Here is a 19099-nt window from a genome sequence, read left to right as displayed (position 1 = left end):
GCCGTAGCTCTTGCTCTGAACAGTCTCGTAGTAATCCCTGCTCGGCTGCAATCAACACGACTGCCCAAAAAGCTTTTATTATCTCAGACCGGCAAGCCGCTCATTCAGCACACCTACGAAGCTGCCTGCCAGGCCCAGGGAACGTGCGGAGTGATCGTGGCCACAGATCATCAATCCATTGAAAATGCTGTCGGCGCGTTCGGCGGCGACGTGGTGATGACCAGTGAATCATGTGCGAGCGGTACCGATCGAGTGGCGGAAGTCGCCAGGGCTCGGCCTGATGTCGACATATTCATCAATGTCCAAGGGGACGAACCCGAAATCACTGCCGAGGCGATCGAACGGGTCCGCTTTCTGCTGGAGGTAAACCCGGATGTCTCGATGGCAACCCTCGCGACCCCCATCCGATCGCTAGAAAAGTTGCGGGATCCCGCGTGCGTGAAGGTCGTATGCGGGGATAACGGTCGTGCCCTGTATTTCAGCCGCAGTCCTATCCCCCATGTGCGTGATGGTTACGAAAGTGTGCTACATGCCGAAAAGCCTGCCTTTTTGCAACATTTGGGCATCTATGCCTACCGTCGCGACTTTCTACTGAGATTGGCGACCGCTCCGCCGTCAGATCTCGAACAGCTGGAAAAGCTCGAACAACTGCGTGTTCTTGAAATGGGGGAGACCATTTTGGTGGGGACCATCGCCGAACCAAGCATCGGAATCGATACCCCCGAGGATTATGCGGCGTTTGTCAAAAAGATGTGCAATCGCTAGGATAGTGGTTTCACGCTAGCGGCACTTCTTTGGTTTCTATGAGGTTTCATTTAATTCCCGGTGGTCGGGCGTTAAGTGGCTTTAGTGGCTCGGATTTTTAAATTCAGAGCAAGCCTGGGGGGTTGTATCGCGGCATGTTTCTTTCTGCTCCGATGCATGGAAGGTCTCTGGGCCCAAGCAACTTCATGGCAAAACATATTTTCGTTACCGGCGGTGTTGTTAGTTCACTTGGTAAAGGTCTGACCAGTGCCTCGGTCGGGATGCTCCTTGAGCAGCGCGGTCTTAAGGTCAAGATGCAGAAGCTTGATCCTTATATCAACGTCGACCCAGGAACCATGAGTCCGTATCAGCACGGCGAAGTCTATGTGCTGGATGACGGAAGCGAGACCGACCTCGACCTGGGTCATTACGAGCGTTTCACCAACAGCCCGTTGACGCGTGACTCGAATTACACGACCGGCCAGATCTACATGTCGGTCATCAATAAAGAGCGTCGCGGCGAATTTCTCGGTAAGACAGTCCAGGTCATCCCGCACATTACCGACGAAATCAAATCGGTGATTCGCAAGCTAGGTGACGACGATGCCGACGTGATTATCACCGAAATTGGTGGTACGGTGGGTGACATTGAAAGTCAGCCGTTTCTCGAGGCGATCCGCCAATTTCCCCAGACGGTTGGTCGTGAAAACTGTTTGTTCATTCACCTTACGCTCGTTCCTTACCTGAAAGCGGCCGGGGAACTGAAGACCAAGCCGACTCAGCACTCTGTCGGCCAGCTTCGCGAAATCGGTATCCAGCCAGATATTTTGATCTGCCGTACCGAGCGTAATTTGAGCCGGGACGATCGTGAGAAGATCGCTTTGTTCTGCAACGTGCCGATCGAGGCCGTGATCGAAGAGAAGGACAAGGATTTCTCGATCTACGAAGTGCCGATCAGTCTGCACGACAACAACTTGGATGATCTCATTGCCGGCAAGCTAGGGCTTCCGCAGGTTTCCTCGATCGACCTGACGCCTTGGCAAGAGATTCTGCATACGCTGCGTTATCCCGACCACGAGATCAGTATCGCGGTCGTGGGCAAGTACGCCGAGCACAAAGACGCCTACAAGTCGATCTACGAAGCGATCGATCATGCTGGCATCGGGCACCGGTCGCAGATTCGTGTGGGTCGCATTCAAAGCGAAACGCTCGAAACCGAAGGTGCCGAGCGGATGCTGGCTGGGTTTGACGGAGTCTTGGTGCCTGGTGGCTTCGGCGAACGTGGTATCGAAGGGAAAGTTGACGCGATTCGATATGCGCGTGAGCGAGGGATTCCATTCCTAGGGATCTGTCTCGGGATGCAGTGTGCCGCCATCGAATTTGCCCGTAACGTCGTGAAACTAGAAGGGGCGCATTCGACCGAGTTCGACAAGCACACGCCTCACCCGGTGATTTGTTTGCTGGACGAGCAAAAGAATATCACCGACAAAGGTGGCACCATGCGACTGGGCACGCAGCCTTGTTCCTTAGCGGAAGGCACCTATGCCCACGAAGCGTACGGGGAAGCGGAGATCAACGAACGGCATCGTCATCGCTACGAGTTCAATAACGTGTATCGCGACCAGTTCAAGAGTCACGGTCTGCGGTTTTCGGGGCTTAAGCCTGATAATTCGCTCGTTGAAATTCTTGAAATCGAAGAGCATCCGTGGTTCGTCGCGGTTCAGTTCCATCCGGAATTCAAGAGCAAGCCGATCCAGGCTCACCCACTGTTTGCAGGCTTCGTTGGGGCTGCCATTGCCCGTCGACGACGTGAAGCGAATAAGGACAATCAATCAACGAAGCCTTCTTCCGAGCCGGCGGACGCTTAGTGGCAATTAGCCTAAGCATTAAGTTTGAATCCCCCATCCAAGCTTTTCCCCTTGAGTGGGAGAGGCCCGAGGTCAAGCGATGACTGACGAGCAAGATCCAGAAAAGAAAATCGTAATCGATAGCGATTGGAAAGACCAAGTTCGCCAAGAGAAGGAGAAGCTTCAAGGGGAATCCGAGGCGGAAGCCCCTGTGAAATCGCCAGAACCAGAGCCGGAATCGCCTGCTTCCGCTGATATGGGGCAGTTTCCACCGGCTGATTTCACGCTCTTGATTTCTATGCTTGCTACCCAGGCCTTCTCGGCCATGGGGCATATCCCCGATCCGGCGACTGGGAAAGCGGCCAAGCAGCCTGAGGTCGCCAAGCACATGATCGATTTCTTGTCGGTGCTGGAAGAAAAGACCAAGGGAAATCTTGATCCCCAAGAGAAGGCTGCGCTCGAAAGCGTTTTGCACCAGCTGCGGATGGCCTACGTGGCTGTGAATCAAGACTAGAGTTCTTCGCCGGTAATCTCGCCAAGTCTGCGCACAAAAAAAGCCCCGCGGTTGAGTGGACTATTCTCAACCGCGGGGCCGTAGTTTGCTTGGGAATCTAAAAGGTAGGCATCCATGCCTGAAAGGCCATCCCTGGTATCTTGTGATTGATCCGAGTCGTCGACGGAACAAAACAGGGTTAACGACGGTCGATCAATTCCCTAGCAAACAAGTGACTCCATGTGATTTGGTGTTAGCCGCTGAGTTGATCCAGTAGCGATCGGAACTCGGGCATTTTTTCTTCGAGATTGTTGAGCCAAGCCTCGGGCTTCCAGATTTCGACACACACGGCGGCCCCGACGATTAAGACTTCTCCGCCGGCTTCGACCCCCAAGAATTCCCGAAATCCCTCCGGTATCAGCAATCTCCCTTTGCCAGCCAGCGTGACGTTGCGTTGTCGTGTGGAAAGTAGTCGACCCAAAAGTTGGACATCCGCAATTTTGTTCTCCAGTTTGCCGGCGGCGATCTTCGCGTGAACCAGGTTCACTCCGGCATCCAGCTTTCCTTGCCACTGCGGCCCATTCCATAAGCTCAAACATCCCGGTCGTTCTTTGACCAGGATCAGGTCGTCCCCATTCGGCGAAATAAGGTCGGTTATCTGCGTAGGAATCGACAACCGAAATCGGTCATCCAGCGTTCGGCTGTATTCCCCGAGAATGAACTCGTCCGACCCCATGCGTTTTCGTTTTCATTCAGGAAAACCACCAAACGCAGTTTTGGGTTAGTTTCCCACATCAGTTATGTGTTTTAATCTTCAGTGGGTCAAATTCCCACAGCAAAGAGTTTACCCGGCGCTCGCCGTTTGGCAACCTTTCTTGAGTGAAATTTGGCAATTCTTTCCAGATATGCGTTTTCCTCGGGCATTTCCTCGATATCGCCTTCTCAAGAAACTGAGCTGGAACTGAAAACCGGGATTGGGTAACTTTCCCACACGATGGCTTCGACAGCCCGCTCGATAGGGAGATCAAGCGGCGGAGCGGCTATGGCACTCAAGCGGTTGGACTACGCAACGTGACCAAAGAAGACGCAAAAGATCCGGTGGTAATTACCGGAATTGGACTGATCACCTCGGTCGGAAAGGACCGAGAGTCGACCTGGGCGTCGATTCAGCGCGGAACGTGCGGAATTCGCCGAATGACCGGCATTTCTCCCATTGAAGACAATCTAGTTCTGGGGGCCCCGGTCGATCTGCCTGAAGGCTATGAGCCCCGGTTGAAGATTCTCACGCTCAACGAGATCGCCGCCGCTGAAGCACTCAAGGACGCTCAAGTTGACTTGAGTAACACGGATCGAACACGTTTCGGTTGTGCAGTAAGTGCCGGCATGGGGGATGCTCGGTCGATTTTCAATGTCCTCGATCTTCCCGGTGCAACTTGGCCGGTTGCCGGCGGGCTCCCTCACGAGCAGTTTTTTCCCTGCACGCCGTCCTATCATGTAGCCCATACATTTGGTCTCGAAGGTCCGCGTCTTTCGCACTCGACAGCTTGTGCCAGCGGTTTGGTCGAACTCGGCTGTGCGGTACGTGCGATTCGTGACCGTCAATGCGATATCGCCTTGGCTGGCAGTGCAGAAGCCATCGATCCATTGTTTGTCGCCGGCTTTCGTAAGATGCGCGTCTTGTCAGACGACGCCGATCCGACACGGGCATGCCGCCCATTTGATAAAACCCGCAACGGTTTTGTCATCGGGGAAGGGGCCGCAATGTTTGTGGTCGAGCGGCTCAGCCACGCCCTTTCTCGTGGAGCGAAGATTTATTCGGAAGTCCTTGGTTGTCGCATGTTAGCCGAGGCGCACCATATGACTGGTATCGATATGAAGAGCGACGCTTTGGAGCGTCTCTTGCGGATCACCTTGAAGTCGAGCGACTTGGGTCCGCGTGATGTCGACTACATTAACTGCCACGGTACCGGCACGCAGCAAAACGATGTCAACGAAGCTCGCGGGATTCGCGCCGCGTTTGGTCCTTTTACCAATCGGCTTTGTGCCAGCAGCATAAAGTCTATGGTCGGCCACTCGTTAAACGCGTCAGGCAGCATCGAATTGGCAATGACGGCGCTAGCACTTCGTGATGGCTTCGTCCCGCCGACGTCCAATCTTAGAAGTATCGACCCCGAGGTCGATATGGATTGCGTGCCTCTGGTCGGGCGTGAGCAGAAAATCCAGCACGCATTGAAGCTTTCCGTAGCATTTGGCGGGCACTTGGTAGCCGTGGCTTTACGCCGCTGGAACGATTCGCAAACTGGGTTTGCCTATCCAGAACGCCGTGCGGACGATGTTCGCCGGGCAGCTTAACGAAAATGTCGCCGCGTCAGCTGATTTCTTAAGTCGGCCATGTTACGATAGAAGTTCTAGGTTATCACCATTTCTGTCGACGGCGAATCTACTATGTCAGAGTTCAAACTCCCCCCGCTCAAGAAGCCGAAGAGGGGGGAAGCTCCAAAGCTGAACGATACGGGTCTGCTGAGCAAGCGGACTGTGAAGCAGGTCGAATCGTATTTGCCGATTATTCTGACTCGGGTCAAAGCTGGACAAGACATGGAGAAGGTCGTCCGCGATATCGGCACGCATGCAGGTGTCGAGCCGGACATGGTGGCCAAATACGTTCAAGCCGTGATTAAAGCCGGGTCGACACAAGCCGCGTCTGGCGGATCGTTGCTCTGATTCGTGACTTAAAAGGGATTCGCGCATAAAAAAGGGCTTGCAGTACATTGTACGCAAACCCTTGTTTAAGTGGGCCCGACTGGAGTCGAACCAGCACGTCCTAAGCGGACACTAGGCCCTCAACCTAGCGCGTCTGCCAATTCCGCCACGAGCCCACAATTTTGGCTTTTCACCAAAGAAAGCAGTCTACGCAAAAGCTTCGAAAGGTCAAGTAGGGGACACCTGAGACCTTGCGAAGTTCGCGCGAACTAGTTGTCCTCTTTGCGTTTAACGAAAACCAGCGTTTTATCGAGCGAGATTGATATGGCCGCTCGATTGAGTCGCTCTTGAACTGCCCGCAGGATCCGATCAGAAGGCAGGTCAAGGTGGCGTACCACCAGATCGCAGAACTTCGTCTGCCAGTTATTGCCATCAAGTTCCCGGAATGTTTCAATCAGTCCGGAAGAGAGCAGGGCCATGACCTCGCCGGGTTGAAGCATCGAAGTTGCCAGTTCTGGTTCGACTTCAGGGCCACTTCCCAAGGGCCACGAGTTATTCCATAGCGGCCTAACCGAGTTTTGCTTAAAGGCAAATCCCTGTACGTGACCACACGAGCCGGCTTCCATCGTGCCGAGCATTGGGTCGAAGATGGCGTAGGCAAGCGAAGCGAAATGATCGCCAGCCGATGCCGCCCAAAAGGTTCGATTCACCCGATCGAGCATGACCTCGGCCGTGTGGGCAATCCGGCAATTGGCTTTCACGGCAGTCGCCAGACTGGTGGACGTCATCACCGCGTCGAAGTTGTCGTCCATCGCATCACCGACGAAAATTGCCAGCTTGCCGTCCTCGATGACCGCCCAGTCGTGGAAGTCACCTCCCATTTCTTTGCCCTGCTGAGTCCAGGCCGAAACGTCCCAGCCTTCGACTAAGGGTTTCACATTGGGAAGTTGGGCCTTTTGGCGATCGGCGATTTGATTCTTCTGTCGAGCGAGCTTCTGCGTCGAGCGACGTTCGGCGATCAGCTGATCGCGTTCCAGGTCAACGGCCAGTTTGCCAGCGATGATCTCCAGAAGATTGGTTTCACGATCGCTGAAATCACGAGAGTCGTCTGCAAAGATCCACAGCGTACCCAAGGGGGTCGTCGACGTAGCCACGGGAATGCAAGCAGCAGACGGGAAGTCTTCGGGGCATGGCCAGTGAGGAAGTAGCTTCGTGTCTTCCAAGACGACCGCGTTGCCAGACAAGGCTTCCAGGTCGGCCAGGCTTCCTTCAAGTGACCGCGGTGGATCTAGGAGCCTGCTTTGCGGAAGGTTGTGGGCGGCGCGAAGTTTGAGTTCGCTCGTCGCATCGTCCAGCACGTAAAGTCCTGCTGCACATGCGCCGGTTACATCTACGGCGGATGCTAGAGCTGCCTCGAGTCGATCGGCCAGGTGGTCGACATCTGGGTGCGCCACGACCGGAATGTGTGTGGCCAATTCGGCTTCTTGCTGGCGGACTGCAACCCGAAGTCGGTCGATTTCGGCCAGCAGGAATTCTAGCCCGCCAGCCACTCCGCCGAGATTCTCCAGCATCGCGGGATCATCGGCGGTGCTTGTCTTGGCACCCTCGTGCGAATGAAGTTCAAGCCGGGCCATTTTTCCGCCCCGAGTCACATGTTGCTGCGACATGCGTTTCCCCTTTTGGGAGGAAGGATCTTCGCGAAGGGCTAGTCCGAATCCCGTGAGGCCTTTCAGCGCTTGTGAGATATTTGACAACCCAGGGTAGGCTTCTTGCCTATCAGAGCTACGGGCTTGCGTTTCTTCGCGGTGAACTCGCAAATATTTGGGAATCTGTCGGGGCATTGATTGGGCCACGTACTGAAGTAATGGGAATCGTTTCTTCATCCGTGACCAGGGTGACAAATGCTTAACCATCCTCCTCGATGGCACACATTTGTCGCGGTGGTATCCATCGCCACCTAGGTTTCGAATCGTCACCCTTGCCGCTACACATTAGCTAGTCTTCGCAGTTTCTCGTACTCGCGCTCCGATTATGCAACCTGGGGGAAGAGTGCCGTTGATACGGTCGAGTAGCGGCCAAACGCTTCACCATTGTTTAACGCGTCTCGGTCTATCGAGTGACCTAACGTGTCCGGAAGGTCACTGAACATCAGAACAGTAGTCTTGGTGAACCTTCTAAGGAGTAAGGACATGTTTTGGCACTACACGACCGGGCGACATATCGACGCCATATTTGAAAGCGGAAGATTAAAAGCGCAAACTCCCCGGTGGGCGCCTGGCGGAATGCCTGCGGTCTGGTTTTCGACTAGCGATCAATGGGAGCCTAGCGCGAACTGCGCGTTCGAACGGCTCTCGACGCGGCATCGATTGCTCGGCACACGTGAAATGACGGACGTGCTTTGCGATGGGCTGTTCCGGATTTCGGTTCGCGCCAGCGTGGGGGTCATTACCTGGGGGCAGTACTGCAGTGAAGGGGAGCTTTCGGCCCGCAGTATGGAGGGTTGCCGAAGTGTCGCCGCGATCGAAGGGTCGCACCCTGGAAGATGGTTGGCCTGCCTGCGCGAGATACCGTCGGAGGATTGGCTGCAAGTCGAACGCTGGTACGGCAGTCAGTGGGGTGTAATTGAAGGGATGAAAGAGGTGCTTCCAAGTTGGAATGAATCGGAGTTTCAGTTGCAAGCAGCAGGGTAAGCCTGGCTTTAAAGCTCCTTCACTGCCGTCACGATATCGAGCACCGCCTTCTTTCCGTCTGAAAAGAACATGAGCGTGTTTTCAGCTGCGAATAGGGGGTTGGGGATTTTGGCGAAGCCAGGGCTCAGGCTGCGTTTAATGACGATCACGGTGCGAGCCTTGCCGACTTCAATAATTGGCATGCCGGCAATTGGGCTGTTGGGATCGGTATTGGCCAGCGGATTTACGACATCGTTCGCCCCAATGACAATCGCTACGTCGACCTGCCCCAAGGTTGGATTGATGTCATCCATTTCTTGAAGCTGGTCGTAGGGCACATCTGCTTCAGCCAGCAGGACGTTCATATGTCCTGGCATGCGACCAGCGACAGGGTGAATTGCATATTCAACAGCAACGCCCTTTTCTTGCAACAGATTAGCCAGGTCACGTACGGCATGTTGGGCCTGGGCAACGGCAAGCCCATAGCCGGGAACAAATACGACCCGCTGAGCGTTATCGAGGATCATGGCGACATCGTCCGCTGAAGTAGATCGTACGGTAGCGTAGAGTTCGTCGTCCGAGCCCGCCGGTCCGCCGCCCGGCTGCATGGTACCGAACAAGACGTTGACCAGCGAACGATTCATCGCCTTGCACATGATTTGCGTCAGGATAATACCAGATGCCCCGACCAGCGAACCGGAGATGATCAGCACGTTGTTATCGATCACGAAACCAGTCGCTGCGGCAGCCAATCCGGAGTAACTATTAAGTAGGGCAATCACTACCGGCATGTCGGCCCCGCCGATTGGCATGACAAGCGTAAAGCCCAGGGCTGTGGCGCAAAGAATAATGAGAAGAAAGGGCCAGCCCATGCCAGTCGTTGCCATGATGGCAACGAGAACCAAAAGCACGACCCCTAAAACGGCGTTAAATGCCTGAGGTGCGGGAATGGGAAGCGGCTTCTCAAAGAGGTCGATCTCTTGCAGCTTTCCGAAGGCCACTAGCGATCCCCAGAACGTGACGGTTCCGATCAAACCCGAGATGCCGATCGCCAGCATGACATCGGGAGTTGCTTCTGCATCGGTGAGCCCGAGAAGCTCAGCACTCGCCACAAAGACGGAGGCACCACCACCTAATCCATTGAATAGGGCCACAAGTTGCGGCATCTGGGTCATCTCGACCTTCACCGCCAGGAAGACTCCGATTGCTCCTCCGATTGTCAGTCCGATACCAATGAGCAGCCATCCCGCCCACGTGGCGTTTCCATCGGCAAAAACAAGATAGGCCGTGACGACGACCGCAATCAGCATAGCAATGCTGCTGATCATATTGCCGCGAACGGCCGTGCGTGGATGGGCAAGCATCTTCAGGCCGAAGATGAACATGACGGCGGCGACCAAGTAAACCAAGTTCACGATGATGTGGGAGTCGAGCACGGCTGCTCCTTCTTGTTGCTAAAGTCCGACCACATTGGCACGAGCCGATCTATAAAGGCCGTGCACTCCGACATCTCTTTTTATCGCTTTTGGAACATCGACAGCATGCGGTGAGTCACCATGTAGCCGCCCACGACATTGACCGTTGCCATAATAATGGCCAATAGGCCTAAAAGCGACGCGAACCAGTTCGCGCCCAAAGCCGTTGATAACAGCGCCCCGACAATGGAAATCCCTGAGATCGCGTTCGAGCCTGACATTAAAGGTGTATGCAGGGTCGGTGGTACTTTGGTGATAATCTCGAAACCGATAAATATGGCCAGCACGAAGATAGTGATACTGGCAACTAACGCAGTCCACTTGGTGTACTTGGGGCCTATGGCCGCAGTTTCTTCTGGGCTCTCTACTTCGGTTGGCGTGACCGACGTTGAATCATCTTTTGCGTTTTCTTTTGGGGATGCTTGGTCGGCGTTGTCCTGATCGGTCTCCGTCACGTTGATCGCGTCTTGATTATCTTGTGCGATTGAACGATTCAGGCCTAGGCTGCCCGCTAACGAGATCACGATTGCGAGAATCAGCAGTTTACGAATCACCTGGGCTCTCCTGTTCGGGGGACTCACGGTCCGGTTCAGCTTCGGGCAGGGAAGGCGGAGCAAGAGGAGGCAACTCCATCATTTCACGCAAGCGACTATTCACGACGTCCCCTTCGTTTGTTGCGATGGTTCCCGCGATGATATCGTCATCCATGTTTAGGTGAAGCTGTTTTTCTTTCACCATATTGAGTAGGAATTTCGTGATGTTATGCGAGAACATCTGGCTCGCATGATTGGGGATTTCACTCGCCAGGTTTGTCGGTCCTAGGATTGTGATTCCGTCGAGTTGAACGGTTTGGTCTGGTTCGCTCGCTTCGATGTTTCCGCCACGCTCGGCCGCCAGGTCGATAGCGACGCTGCCGGGGGGCATTCGCCGGATGCCGTAGGTCGTAACTAGTAGCGGGGACTTACGTCCCGGGATTGCCGCAGTTGTAATGACGACATCGCTTTCCGAGCAGATCTCGCCCATGAAGTCGCGTTGCTTGGTATAGAACTCTTCGCCGAGATCTTTCGCGTAGCCCCCTTTGTCTTGGGCTCCTTCTGCGTCGAGCTGAAGCTGAGCGCACTTGGCTCCCAGGCTTTCGATTTGCTCCTTGGCCTCGGGGCGAACGTCGTAGGCTGTGACTACCGCGCCCAATCGTTTCGCCGTGGCGATTGCTTGAAGTCCGGCCACGCCGGCCCCAATCACAAAAACTCGGGCGGGAGAGAGGGTCCCAGCCGCCGTCATTAACATGGGGTACATCTTCGGCAAATGAATGGCAGCCAGCAGGGCCGCTCGGTAGCCAGCAATGGTTGCTTGAGAGGATAGCACGTCCATGCTCTGAGCACGGGTGATTCGCGGAATCATCTCTAGAGCGAAGAGTTTTGCCTGTCGCGAGGCGACTTCCTGGATTGCCGCCAAATTACCCAGCGGGTCTGCCATGCCGATGACAATTTGCCCAGGATTCATGTAGTCGAGGTCGGCTTTGCCCGCTTCGGGATTGGTTCCAAAACTACGGACCTGGAAGATAACGTCGGCCTTTTCAAAGGCTTCCTGACGGCTCTCGACGAACTCAGCACCTTTATCGGCGTATTGCTGGTCAGGGAAACCGGCAGCTGCGCCGGCGCCTTTTTCAATCAGAACGATCGCTCCGGCCTTCGTAAGATTAGGGACGGAGCCTGGTACCAAGGCAACCCGCTGTTCACCTGGGAAGTTTTCGCGGACGACGGCAACAATCATGGTCGGCCTTTCAGGGGAGCACATGGTGTCAATCAACGATCCAACATTCTCATGCCGGGATCATTATTAATATCATCCCAGGCTGGCGGTATTCCGCTAGGCGCGAGCGTCATTGTCGAATTGTCCCACACCGTTGGGGCGTTGTGAACCCGGAGATTCACTCAGTGAGTGCCCTTAAGTCGCTGGGTGGGAAACTGTTAGCATTAGGGAAAATAAACGAACCGATCGCCTTAGCCCTACGCTGGAAGCACTGGACCTGCCTTGGTGTTCTATTTGTCATCCGCACCATTTTCTTAATCCGGTCCCTTGTAGGGTTTCATTGGTCGCGGTAAGATACGTGTTTCTAATTCTCCCAATGTTGCCGACAGTAAGTGTAAGGCCTTTTGGGGACTTAGGTTACGAAAGCCACGCGGTTTTTGTGGTTCGAGCCACCCGGCGAGTTGCAGGATGCCGGCTTGAGCCCCAGTAGTGAAATTAGCAAAACGATGACGACCAAAACTTTTCAAGCCAAAACAGGCCAAGTCGAGCAGAAATGGTGGCTCGTCGACGGCGAAGATCAAATCGTCGGGCGTTTGGCCAGCGACATCGCTGTGCGTCTGATGGGCAAGCATCGCCCGATCTATACTCCGCACGTTGATACCGGCGACTTCGTCATTGTTGTCAATGCTGAAAAGGTGAAATTCACCGGCAGCAAGTGGGAAAAGAAGCGTTACACCTGGTACACCGGCTACACAGGTCAGCGTAGCGAATCTGCGGAAGAACGATTGGAAGCCCATCCCGATCAAATTCTTCGTGAAGCAGTTCGCCGTATGCTTCCTAAAAACAAGCTTGCCACCAAGATGCTCGATAAACTGAAGGTCTTCGTAGGCCCCGAGCACAATCACCAAGCTCAAAACCCGGAAAAGCTGGAAGGCCTAGGTCAGGTCCGCCAGAAGAAGCGTAAGTAGTTCCAGCAGCCGACGGTGTTATTCGCCAAGGCCTTTTTCCGATTTTCCCCCAATCCATCTGGTCAAGAGTTAGCAAGTTATGTCGACTGCGGATCCTCAAACCGAAGACGTGCAAAACGAAGGCACCGAAGCTGAAGCCACTGGTGTAGAAACCACGGACGTAGAAACCACTACGACCGATACGGTAGAGGCCACGCCAGCGCCGGTTTTGCATATTGTAAAGACTGACCCCAAAACGGGCGAACATCTCGGCACCGGTCGTCGCAAGTCGAGTGTTGCTCGCGTCCGCATTAAAGCCGGCAGCGGCAAGATCGTCATCAACGATCGCGAACTGAACGAATACTTCCCGCACGAACAAGATCAGAACGCCGTCATGGCTCCGATCCGCGATAGCGGTTACGAGGGCAAGATTGACGTCCGTATTTTGGTTACCGGTGGTGGTCCAACTGGTCAGTCCGGTGCTTGCCGCATGGGCCTTGGTCGTTCGCTGTTGAGCATGGACGCAGACGTCGGGCACCAGTTGAAAGACAATGGTCACCTGACACGCGACAGCCGTATGAAGGAACGTAAGAAGTACGGTCTGCACGGTGCCCGTCGTGGTACTCAGTTCTCGAAGCGTTAATCGCCGAGATCACATTCAGAACAATTGGAAAGAGCCTTCGTCTTCGGACGGAGGCTCTTTTTTTGGTTTCATTGCCTCACATGTAGTACGAAGGTGGGCATGCACAAGCTCTGCCTGAACGCGATTTTATATCGGTAAATGGTTGACGTCGTGCGAAGCGATGGGCTCGAATTCCGTCGAGTAGAAAAAGTTTAGTCCCATCTTCCTGGCCCCACCCATGCGAGAGGTGAAAGCGTCTTAGAGCGTCTCCACGAAGCCTGTCCGTGATGCCGTGGCTAAGTCGTCCAGCCAGGCCTCGACCAGAGTGGCAATATTGGCGTTTGCATTGAGCTGGATTTCTGCCTCGGCGCATCTCTCTAGACAGGCCGCGACTCCGTCTAGGCCGGCAGGGATGGCCATGACTGCCGAGCGAATCGCTGGTTCAGTCGATGCTTCTTCGGTCCCCAGCTTCGTCAGATAGACTAGTTGATTCCGATAGAAGTCGGCGGCCAGTTCAATCAGGTGAGACAGTGCCTCGCGTTTCTTGGGGGCGTCGTCTCCCATCTTGGTGAGATAGTCGGAAACGTCTTTGGCCATTTGAATGCTGTGGAAATCACGCTTCGCGAGCGTCGAAAGTAAGACTTCCGCTATTCCCTGCAGACCTTCGTCGCGTAGTTGATCTGCCCGGGCCAGGCTTCCTTTGCTTTGCTTGGCAAGCTTGTCAGCTTCAGACTTGTCGGCCACCCATTGTAGCTCTAGCAATAGATTCGAGACGATTTCATCGGGCAGAGGCGCGAAGCGAATGATCTGGCTACGGGAGCGAATGGTGGGCAATTGCCGCTGTTCGCTTTGGCTGATCAGGATGATCACGCTATCGACCGGTGGTTCTTCGAGTGTTTTCAGCAGGCAATTAGCTCCTTCCTGGTTCAAGTCGTCGGCATCGTCCAGGATGGCCACTTTACGTTGTCCCCGGAATGGCCGCATGGCGATGTCGTGGCAGAGGCCTGACTCCATTCGATGTTGCCCATCGCCAATCAAGAGTTCAATCGGAATGCGGGTCTTATCTTTCGGCTTAGAAACCGTCAGAAGGTCGGGGTGTGTCTGCGCATCGACCTGTTTGCAGTCCTCGCAATTGCCACAGGGACGCATGTGATAGGCCGGCACATTTTGGCAAAGTAGCGTCTTGGCCAGCATCAAGGCTAATTTGCGTTTGCCGATGGAGGCCGGTCCGACAAATAAAAACGTACTAGCCAGACGGTTTTTGGTAAGGGCCGTCGCGAACATCTCTCGGATGCGATCGTGCCCTAGCACGTCGTCCCAGTTCATTTCGCTAACTCCTTGAGTCGCTCGGCAACGGCCTCGCGAATGGCGGCCTGGATTGTGTCGATTTCCTGGGTTGCGTCGATGACCGAGACGTGTGGGTAGATGTCGGACTCCTTAAGGAATCCTTCCCTCACACGATGCATGAACGCGACCCCCTTGGCCTCCATACGATCCAGATTCTTGCCGAGTCGTGGGAAGGCGACATCTTCAGGCAAGTCGAGCAAGATCGTCAGATCTGGCATCACGCGATCGACCGTCACTTTGCCCACGTTTCGCACGTCGTCCAGCTCGATCCCGGATGCATAGCCTTGGTAGGCGATGTTGGCCAACAGAAAACGATCGCACAGGACCGTTTTGCCGGATGCGATTGCGGGACGAATGACGTCGTCTACTAACTGAGCCCGAGCCGCCATGTACAGCAGCATTTCCGTCCGCGGGTGAAGGTCGAGTTCCTTGCGGTGCAGTAGAAGGTCACGAACTCGCTCGCCAACTTCCGTGGTGCCTGGGTCGCGGCATAAGACGACTTCGTGCCCCTGTTGCGTGAGCCACTCGGTCAATAAGTCCCGCTGCGTTGATTTCCCGGCCCCGTCGATACCATCGAAAGAGATGAAAAGGGGGCGAATTGTTTGCGAATTGGTCATGGCTAGGATTGTACGGGACGGTCCCCACTCGGCAAAGCACAGCGAAGTAAGTCCCCTAGTTCTCTCCCTGCGAGTGCGAGGGGACTGGATTGTTGTAATTTTCGAGGATCTTGCGGGCATGGCTGGCGATCAACTCTTTCAGGGATTCCGGCTGAATGACCTTGGCGCGGCTGCCATAGCCTAAAATCCACCAGCTGATCTCGCGAATGCCGCTGACTTTCACCTCGAAATCAATGCTGCCGTCCTCGTTCCAGTGAATCTCTTGCGACTTGTGCCATTGAACTTCGGCCACATTCTGGGCGACCAGTGGATCGAAGCGGATGATGATCTGCTGATCGGGGCCAGGCTCGGGGATCATGTGCCAGGCATTTCGGAGAAAGCGGTCGACCTGGAAATTCTGGGGGATCTCAAAGGGCTCGTCGAGTGTTTCGATTTGCTCGATCCGGTTGACCTTGAACGTTCGCACGGCGCGATGGATCGAACTTCTGCCGATGACGTACCAACTGTGTCGGCTGAAGAGCAGCTTGTAGGGGGAGATCTTGGTCTGGATGACGTCGCCATCGAAGATACTACGATATTTGATTCGCACGTTCTGACGATGCCCCGAAGCATCGACCAGTGATTGGTAAGCCGACTGGGCCTCTTCTGGTTGAAGGACGGGGTTAAGCTTGATTTCAACCGAGCTAGACATCTCACGAAGCTGTCGCTTCATGTGTTCGGGAAGGCTGTTCTCGAGCTTGGTGGCTGCCCGGCGAGCCGAAGAATAATAGGGAAGTCCCGTGCCGTCCCCCAGTTCGTGGCAAAGCACCATAACCGAGAGGGCTTCTTCCGAACTGAGATTGGTGGGGGCCAGGAAGTAGGTTTCCGGGATATGAAAACGCTGCCCATTCGAATCGAAAGCGAGCGGCACGCCGGCCGCTCGCAATGTTTCCAGATCTCGAAAGATGGTGCGACGACTCACGCCGCACGCATCGGACATCGAGTTAACGTTTTGCGGCCTGCCACCCTGAAGCAGTTGCAGTAGTTTTAGCAGGCGTTGGATTTTGGCCAGATTCATGTGAGACCGACTTTAGGGCCCGGCTCGACGTAGGCTTGGTAGCTGGCGTCGGTTGTGGGACACTTTTCGATTGGCGAACTTCCGAAACCAGTTCGTTCAGTCCCAGTTTATTCCAATCGAGTTCGCTTTTCGATTGGGCTGGTTTGCTGGCAACCCGGGTTGGGGTAGGTGGCTCTAGGCTGACTGCGTCGAGCGAGGTAGGCATCTTGGCCGGGGTTGGCGTCCCGATCATTTCACCTTCGACAGGGGCATCTCCTTCGTAGATAATTGTGCCTTCTTCGACGTGACCGTGGCTGATGCTGCCTTGCGGCACGCTGCCCCGGCTGATCACACCTGGTCGGGTGTAGCCGTAGTCGACGTAGTGGCTGGCCGAGCGGCGTCGGGCATGGCCTTTAGCGTCGAAGTATGCTTTTTCTGGCCATGGTCCTTCAGCAAGGTACACGCCGTTGTAGTCGAGCAGGCTACCCTTTCGCAGGTGAACGTCTTTGATCGCGATGTTGTATTCAATCAGGGCCTGGAAGTAGGCGATCTGAGCATCGCTGCGACGTCGCTGGGCGTCGAGCAAGAGGTCGAGCGTAACGGTTCCAGCGTCGTAGGCTGCTTGTACCGAGTCGACTTCCTTATCAGCGGCGATCAAACGGTTCAGGTTTGTCTGGACCAAGCTGTAGTTTGAGTCCAGGTCGCGGATGGTATCGGTCAGTAAGTGGGAGACTTCTAGTTCCATATCTTCCATAACCGCTTTCTCGCGAGCGATCTGTAATTGGACATTTCGCACACCGGCGAGTTCTTGACGGAAGCCAATCGGCATCGAGAATTCCACGCCTAGCGTATATTCCTGGTAGTTGCCTTCGGTCAGCACGTCCCAGGCCTTACTGTCGATTTCGTTGAAGTTCTTGCCATCACGGTTTCCACTGATCAACTCGTCACCAAGGCCAAGGAAGCGATACAGAGCGACGGCATCCAATTGTGGCAGGAGTTGATTGCGAGCAGTGATCATTTCAATCTCACGCTGTTTGATACGCCAAGACTGACGACGCAGTTCCGGGGTTCGTGACAGGGCTTCGTTGTGGATCTCGAACCAGTCGAAAGCTACCCATGCGTCGGTAGGCTCGGAGGTTGGACGAATCAGGCGGCCATCGGTGGCGGACAGGCCCATGAAGTAGCGAAGGCTGCCTTCAGCTTTGTACAGGTCACGCAAGGCACCCTCGGTGCGACTGCGGAACTCGAAGTATTGTTGTCGAGCCTGGGCTTCCTTTTCGGCTTCACCCCCTTCGGCACCGTTAACCATCAACGCGTGAACGCGTCGCCAGGTGACCAGGGCACTGTCGCGACCGGTTTTGGCGGCCTCAAGGTTGTGGTAGGCGAAGTAAAGCTGCCAGTAGGCTTCTTCCACGTCGGAAACGAGGTTACGAACGTTGGTTTCAAAGTCGGCCAGGCTGACGTCTTCCCGGATACGGGCCAACATCACGTTGACACGGTTGACCTGGACTCCACTTCCGCGAAGCAGCGGATGACGGGCTTCCATTTCTACATTGGCCAACCACGAACTCGGGTAGAGCAAGCTACCGCGGTTGTTGTAATCGTAGGTGTTGTTCTGCCGCAAAGACCACTGTGTACCGGTTGCCGCAAGTTTGGTCAGTTCGACATTGGCGGTTGCCAGGTTCTGTCCGAATTCGGAAAGAAAGAACGGGTTGCCGCTGGCAAAGTTTTGAGGTCGATCGACGCGATCCCAGTTGAAGTTGGCGTTCAACTGTGCATCGAATTCGCTCAAAGCGGCCTCGACGCCGAATTGAGGATCGGATGACACAAGAGCCGGATCGTAGATTGTCGGGATGGCATCGTTACGCGTCGTCAGGTTGGTCGGAATTGCCTGGGAGGTCAGCGTGGTGCCAGGAATAACCCGGAACACAGCGTTACCACCAGCGGTGCGTATCGCCTTGCTGTTCTTCATCGAGTTGGCGACAGCTTCCTCAAGACTGAGGTTCCAGATTCGCGACTCATCCATTTCAAATGGATCGGAGATCGTGAACGGTGCTTCGGTATTATCTACCTCGTAGAGTCGGCTGTGATCGACATCGGGGTATTCGATGTCGGTTGCCTTATCGAGGTAAAGGCTCAAATCGCCTGACTCTTTGAAGTAAAACGGTTGAGTCGGCTGACAACCGGTGAAAATCACCGTGCCGATGAGCACGAGCATCCAGGCTTGATGGAACTGGGTTTTCATGGGATACCGAGTCCTGATGCGTAGCGTGCACGTCCTTGTGCACGACACTTCGGAAGAAGTAAATCGCTGTTAGTTAGGATGACCAGCCAACGGATTAAGGTCAGCTTGGTCGATTCGTTTGTCTCGGCCCCCCCGGGCCTGAATCTTCACCTCCCGGAACGCAGACGCACCGGCATGAGAAAATTCAGTACTAGGGTTATCGTCGTCCTAACCGGCAAACTTTGAGAAAATTGCGTGACCCGCAAAGTTTTACTTCTTGGGGCTATCACTGACAGCGGTTTTCAGGCGACGAATTCAATGGATACGGCGGAAGAATTGATGCTTCATGCAGGCCAATTGCTGGAAATTCTCGAGAAAGGAGAGCCTTTTGCCCCAGAGGACCTTACCGACTTGGTCCATCACGTTGAGGTGTTCTGCGAGCACTTTCCTGCTAGCGAGGAAGTTCCTCGAAAGGTCGCTCGCATGCTTACCGAGCTAGTGCCAGCACTGGATGCAGCAGGCCAAAACTATGGAGAAGCGGACGAAAATCGTATTCAAGACGCAGCTGGAGCCTTGTTTGTTGTGATGCTGGAGAAGCTATAGCATCGAAAAAGCCTCGGCAGAAA

General features: G+C 54.7%; 18 protein-coding genes and 1 tRNA gene. 9 read left to right on the top strand and 10 right to left on the bottom strand.

Features of this window, described 5'->3' with window-relative positions; genetic code table 11:
• The first annotated feature begins 15 nt into the window (after window positions 1-15).
• From kdsB to HOV93_RS14175, 3 genes are all read left to right on the top strand, one after another.
• Window positions 16-765: a 3-deoxy-manno-octulosonate cytidylyltransferase gene (gene kdsB, locus HOV93_RS14185; protein ID WP_207397187.1), complete on the top strand. Its 750-nt coding sequence runs from the start codon at window positions 16-18 to the stop codon at window positions 763-765.
• A gap of 185 nt (window positions 766-950) precedes the next feature.
• Window positions 951-2612 (top strand): CTP synthase, encoded by a 1662-nt coding sequence (locus tag HOV93_RS14180; protein WP_207397157.1) that lies wholly within the window; start codon window positions 951-953, stop codon window positions 2610-2612.
• A 79-nt stretch (window positions 2613-2691) separates the two neighbouring features.
• Entirely contained in the window at window positions 2692-3105 is a 414-nt protein-coding gene (locus HOV93_RS14175; RefSeq protein WP_207397156.1) for a DUF1844 domain-containing protein, read from the top strand.
• Window positions 3106-3337: 232 nt separating this feature from the next.
• On the opposite strand, the gene HOV93_RS14170 is transcribed toward HOV93_RS14175, so the two are convergent.
• Window positions 3338-3820, bottom strand: coding sequence for a division/cell wall cluster transcriptional repressor MraZ (locus HOV93_RS14170; protein ID WP_207397155.1), 483 nt, complete (start codon window positions 3818-3820; stop codon window positions 3338-3340).
• Between the two features lie 335 nt (window positions 3821-4155).
• Between HOV93_RS14170 and HOV93_RS14165 the strand changes: the two genes are divergently transcribed.
• Window positions 4156-5436 carry a beta-ketoacyl-[acyl-carrier-protein] synthase family protein gene (locus HOV93_RS14165; protein WP_207397154.1) on the top strand — a complete coding sequence of 427 codons (1281 nt, stop codon included), beginning with the start codon at window positions 4156-4158 and terminating at the stop codon, window positions 5434-5436.
• Window positions 5437-5529: 93 nt separating this feature from the next.
• Window positions 5530-5805 carry a hypothetical protein gene (locus HOV93_RS14160; protein WP_207397153.1) on the top strand — a complete coding sequence of 92 codons (276 nt, stop codon included), beginning with the start codon at window positions 5530-5532 and terminating at the stop codon, window positions 5803-5805.
• A gap of 70 nt (window positions 5806-5875) precedes the next feature.
• Here the strand turns inward: HOV93_RS14160 and HOV93_RS14155 are convergent.
• Together HOV93_RS14155 and HOV93_RS14150 are read right to left on the bottom strand one after the other, a co-directional pair.
• Window positions 5876-5960: transfer RNA gene (locus tag HOV93_RS14155), tRNA-Leu, on the bottom strand.
• Window positions 5961-6053: 93 nt separating this feature from the next.
• Entirely contained in the window at window positions 6054-7451 is a 1398-nt protein-coding gene (locus HOV93_RS14150) for a PP2C family protein-serine/threonine phosphatase (RefSeq protein WP_207397152.1), read from the bottom strand.
• A 522-nt stretch (window positions 7452-7973) separates the two neighbouring features.
• Here HOV93_RS14150 and HOV93_RS14145 point away from each other — a divergent pair.
• Complete coding sequence (locus HOV93_RS14145) at window positions 7974-8474, top strand: hypothetical protein (protein WP_207397151.1); 501 nt, start codon at window positions 7974-7976, stop codon at window positions 8472-8474.
• A gap of 8 nt (window positions 8475-8482) precedes the next feature.
• Here HOV93_RS14145 and HOV93_RS14140 read toward each other — a convergent pair whose 3' ends face one another.
• The 3 genes from HOV93_RS14140 to HOV93_RS14130 all read right to left on the bottom strand — a co-directional run bounded on the left by HOV93_RS14140 (window position 8483) and on the right by HOV93_RS14130 (window position 11701).
• The gene (locus HOV93_RS14140) at window positions 8483-9889 is read right to left on the bottom strand and encodes an NAD(P)(+) transhydrogenase (Re/Si-specific) subunit beta (protein WP_207397150.1); all 1407 of its coding nucleotides are present in this window, start codon (window positions 9887-9889) and stop codon (window positions 8483-8485) included.
• A gap of 80 nt (window positions 9890-9969) precedes the next feature.
• Window positions 9970-10482: an NAD(P) transhydrogenase subunit alpha gene (locus tag HOV93_RS26710; protein ID WP_315853411.1), complete on the bottom strand. Its 513-nt coding sequence runs from the start codon at window positions 10480-10482 to the stop codon at window positions 9970-9972.
• A complete protein-coding gene (locus HOV93_RS14130; protein ID WP_207397149.1) occupies window positions 10472-11701 on the bottom strand; it encodes an NAD(P) transhydrogenase subunit alpha in 1230 nt (409 codons plus the stop codon). Before HOV93_RS14130 ends, HOV93_RS26710 begins: the two co-directional genes overlap by 11 nt.
• A 485-nt stretch (window positions 11702-12186) precedes the next feature.
• Between HOV93_RS14130 and rplM the strand changes: the two genes are divergently transcribed.
• A complete protein-coding gene (gene rplM / locus HOV93_RS14125) occupies window positions 12187-12648 on the top strand; it encodes a 50S ribosomal protein L13 (protein ID WP_207397148.1) in 462 nt (153 codons plus the stop codon).
• Between the two features lie 79 nt (window positions 12649-12727).
• Entirely contained in the window at window positions 12728-13270 is a 543-nt protein-coding gene (rpsI, locus tag HOV93_RS14120) for a 30S ribosomal protein S9 (protein WP_207397147.1), read from the top strand.
• Between the two features lie 237 nt (window positions 13271-13507).
• Here the strand turns inward: rpsI and HOV93_RS14115 are convergent, their stop codons facing one another.
• Genes HOV93_RS14115 through HOV93_RS14100 form a run of 4 tightly spaced genes read right to left on the bottom strand, consistent with a single transcriptional unit; the run spans window position 13508 to window position 18494 of the window.
• Complete coding sequence (locus tag HOV93_RS14115; protein WP_207397146.1) at window positions 13508-14575, bottom strand: DNA polymerase III subunit; 1068 nt, start codon at window positions 14573-14575, stop codon at window positions 13508-13510.
• A complete protein-coding gene (tmk, locus tag HOV93_RS14110) occupies window positions 14572-15213 on the bottom strand; it encodes a dTMP kinase (protein ID WP_207397145.1) in 642 nt (213 codons plus the stop codon). The genes HOV93_RS14115 and tmk overlap by 4 nt, the downstream gene beginning before the upstream one ends.
• Window positions 15214-15268: 55 nt before the next feature.
• A complete protein-coding gene (locus HOV93_RS14105; protein WP_207397144.1) occupies window positions 15269-16270 on the bottom strand; it encodes a helix-turn-helix transcriptional regulator in 1002 nt (333 codons plus the stop codon).
• Window positions 16197-18494, bottom strand: a complete 2298-nt coding sequence (locus HOV93_RS14100) for a TolC family protein (RefSeq protein ID WP_207397143.1) — start codon at window positions 18492-18494, stop codon at window positions 16197-16199. The genes HOV93_RS14105 and HOV93_RS14100 overlap by 74 nt, the downstream gene beginning before the upstream one ends.
• A gap of 234 nt (window positions 18495-18728) precedes the next feature.
• Between HOV93_RS14100 and HOV93_RS14095 the strand changes: the two genes are divergently transcribed.
• Window positions 18729-19076 (top strand): hypothetical protein, encoded by a 348-nt coding sequence (locus HOV93_RS14095; protein WP_207397142.1) that lies wholly within the window; start codon window positions 18729-18731, stop codon window positions 19074-19076.
• Window positions 19077-19099: the final 23 nt, after the last annotated feature.

It is taken from the genome of Bremerella alba (assembly GCF_013618625.1).
In the GTDB taxonomy this organism is placed as follows: Bacteria; Planctomycetota; Planctomycetia; order Pirellulales; family Pirellulaceae; genus Bremerella; species Bremerella alba.
Note: the sequence above shows the minus strand (reverse complement) of the source record. Positions and strands in the feature narration are given on the sequence as shown.

What these genes read in the sequence shown, in the direction of transcription:
- HOV93_RS14175 (WP_207397156.1), top strand. Translation starts at nt 2,692, where the DNA reads ATGACTGACGAGCAAGATCCAGAAAAGAAAATCGTAATCGATAGCGAT.
- HOV93_RS14145 (WP_207397151.1), top strand. Translation starts at nt 7,974, where the DNA reads ATGTTTTGGCACTACACGACCGGGCGACATATCGACGCCATATTTGAA.
- HOV93_RS14180 (WP_207397157.1), top strand. Translation starts at nt 951, where the DNA reads ATGGCAAAACATATTTTCGTTACCGGCGGTGTTGTTAGTTCACTTGGT.
- HOV93_RS14170 (WP_207397155.1), bottom strand. Translation starts at nt 3,820, where the DNA reads ATGGGGTCGGACGAGTTCATTCTCGGGGAATACAGCCGAACGCTGGAT.
- HOV93_RS14100 (WP_207397143.1), bottom strand. Translation starts at nt 18,494, where the DNA reads ATGAAAACCCAGTTCCATCAAGCCTGGATGCTCGTGCTCATCGGCACG.
- HOV93_RS14160 (WP_207397153.1), top strand. Translation starts at nt 5,530, where the DNA reads ATGTCAGAGTTCAAACTCCCCCCGCTCAAGAAGCCGAAGAGGGGGGAA.
- HOV93_RS14130 (WP_207397149.1), bottom strand. Translation starts at nt 11,701, where the DNA reads ATGATTGTTGCCGTCGTCCGCGAAAACTTCCCAGGTGAACAGCGGGTT.
- HOV93_RS14105 (WP_207397144.1), bottom strand. Translation starts at nt 16,270, where the DNA reads ATGAATCTGGCCAAAATCCAACGCCTGCTAAAACTACTGCAACTGCTT.
- HOV93_RS14150 (WP_207397152.1), bottom strand. Translation starts at nt 7,451, where the DNA reads ATGTCGCAGCAACATGTGACTCGGGGCGGAAAAATGGCCCGGCTTGAA.
- tmk (WP_207397145.1), bottom strand. Translation starts at nt 15,213, where the DNA reads ATGACCAATTCGCAAACAATTCGCCCCCTTTTCATCTCTTTCGATGGT.
- rpsI (WP_207397147.1), top strand. Translation starts at nt 12,728, where the DNA reads ATGTCGACTGCGGATCCTCAAACCGAAGACGTGCAAAACGAAGGCACC.
- rplM (WP_207397148.1), top strand. Translation starts at nt 12,187, where the DNA reads ATGACGACCAAAACTTTTCAAGCCAAAACAGGCCAAGTCGAGCAGAAA.
- HOV93_RS14115 (WP_207397146.1), bottom strand. Translation starts at nt 14,575, where the DNA reads ATGAACTGGGACGACGTGCTAGGGCACGATCGCATCCGAGAGATGTTC.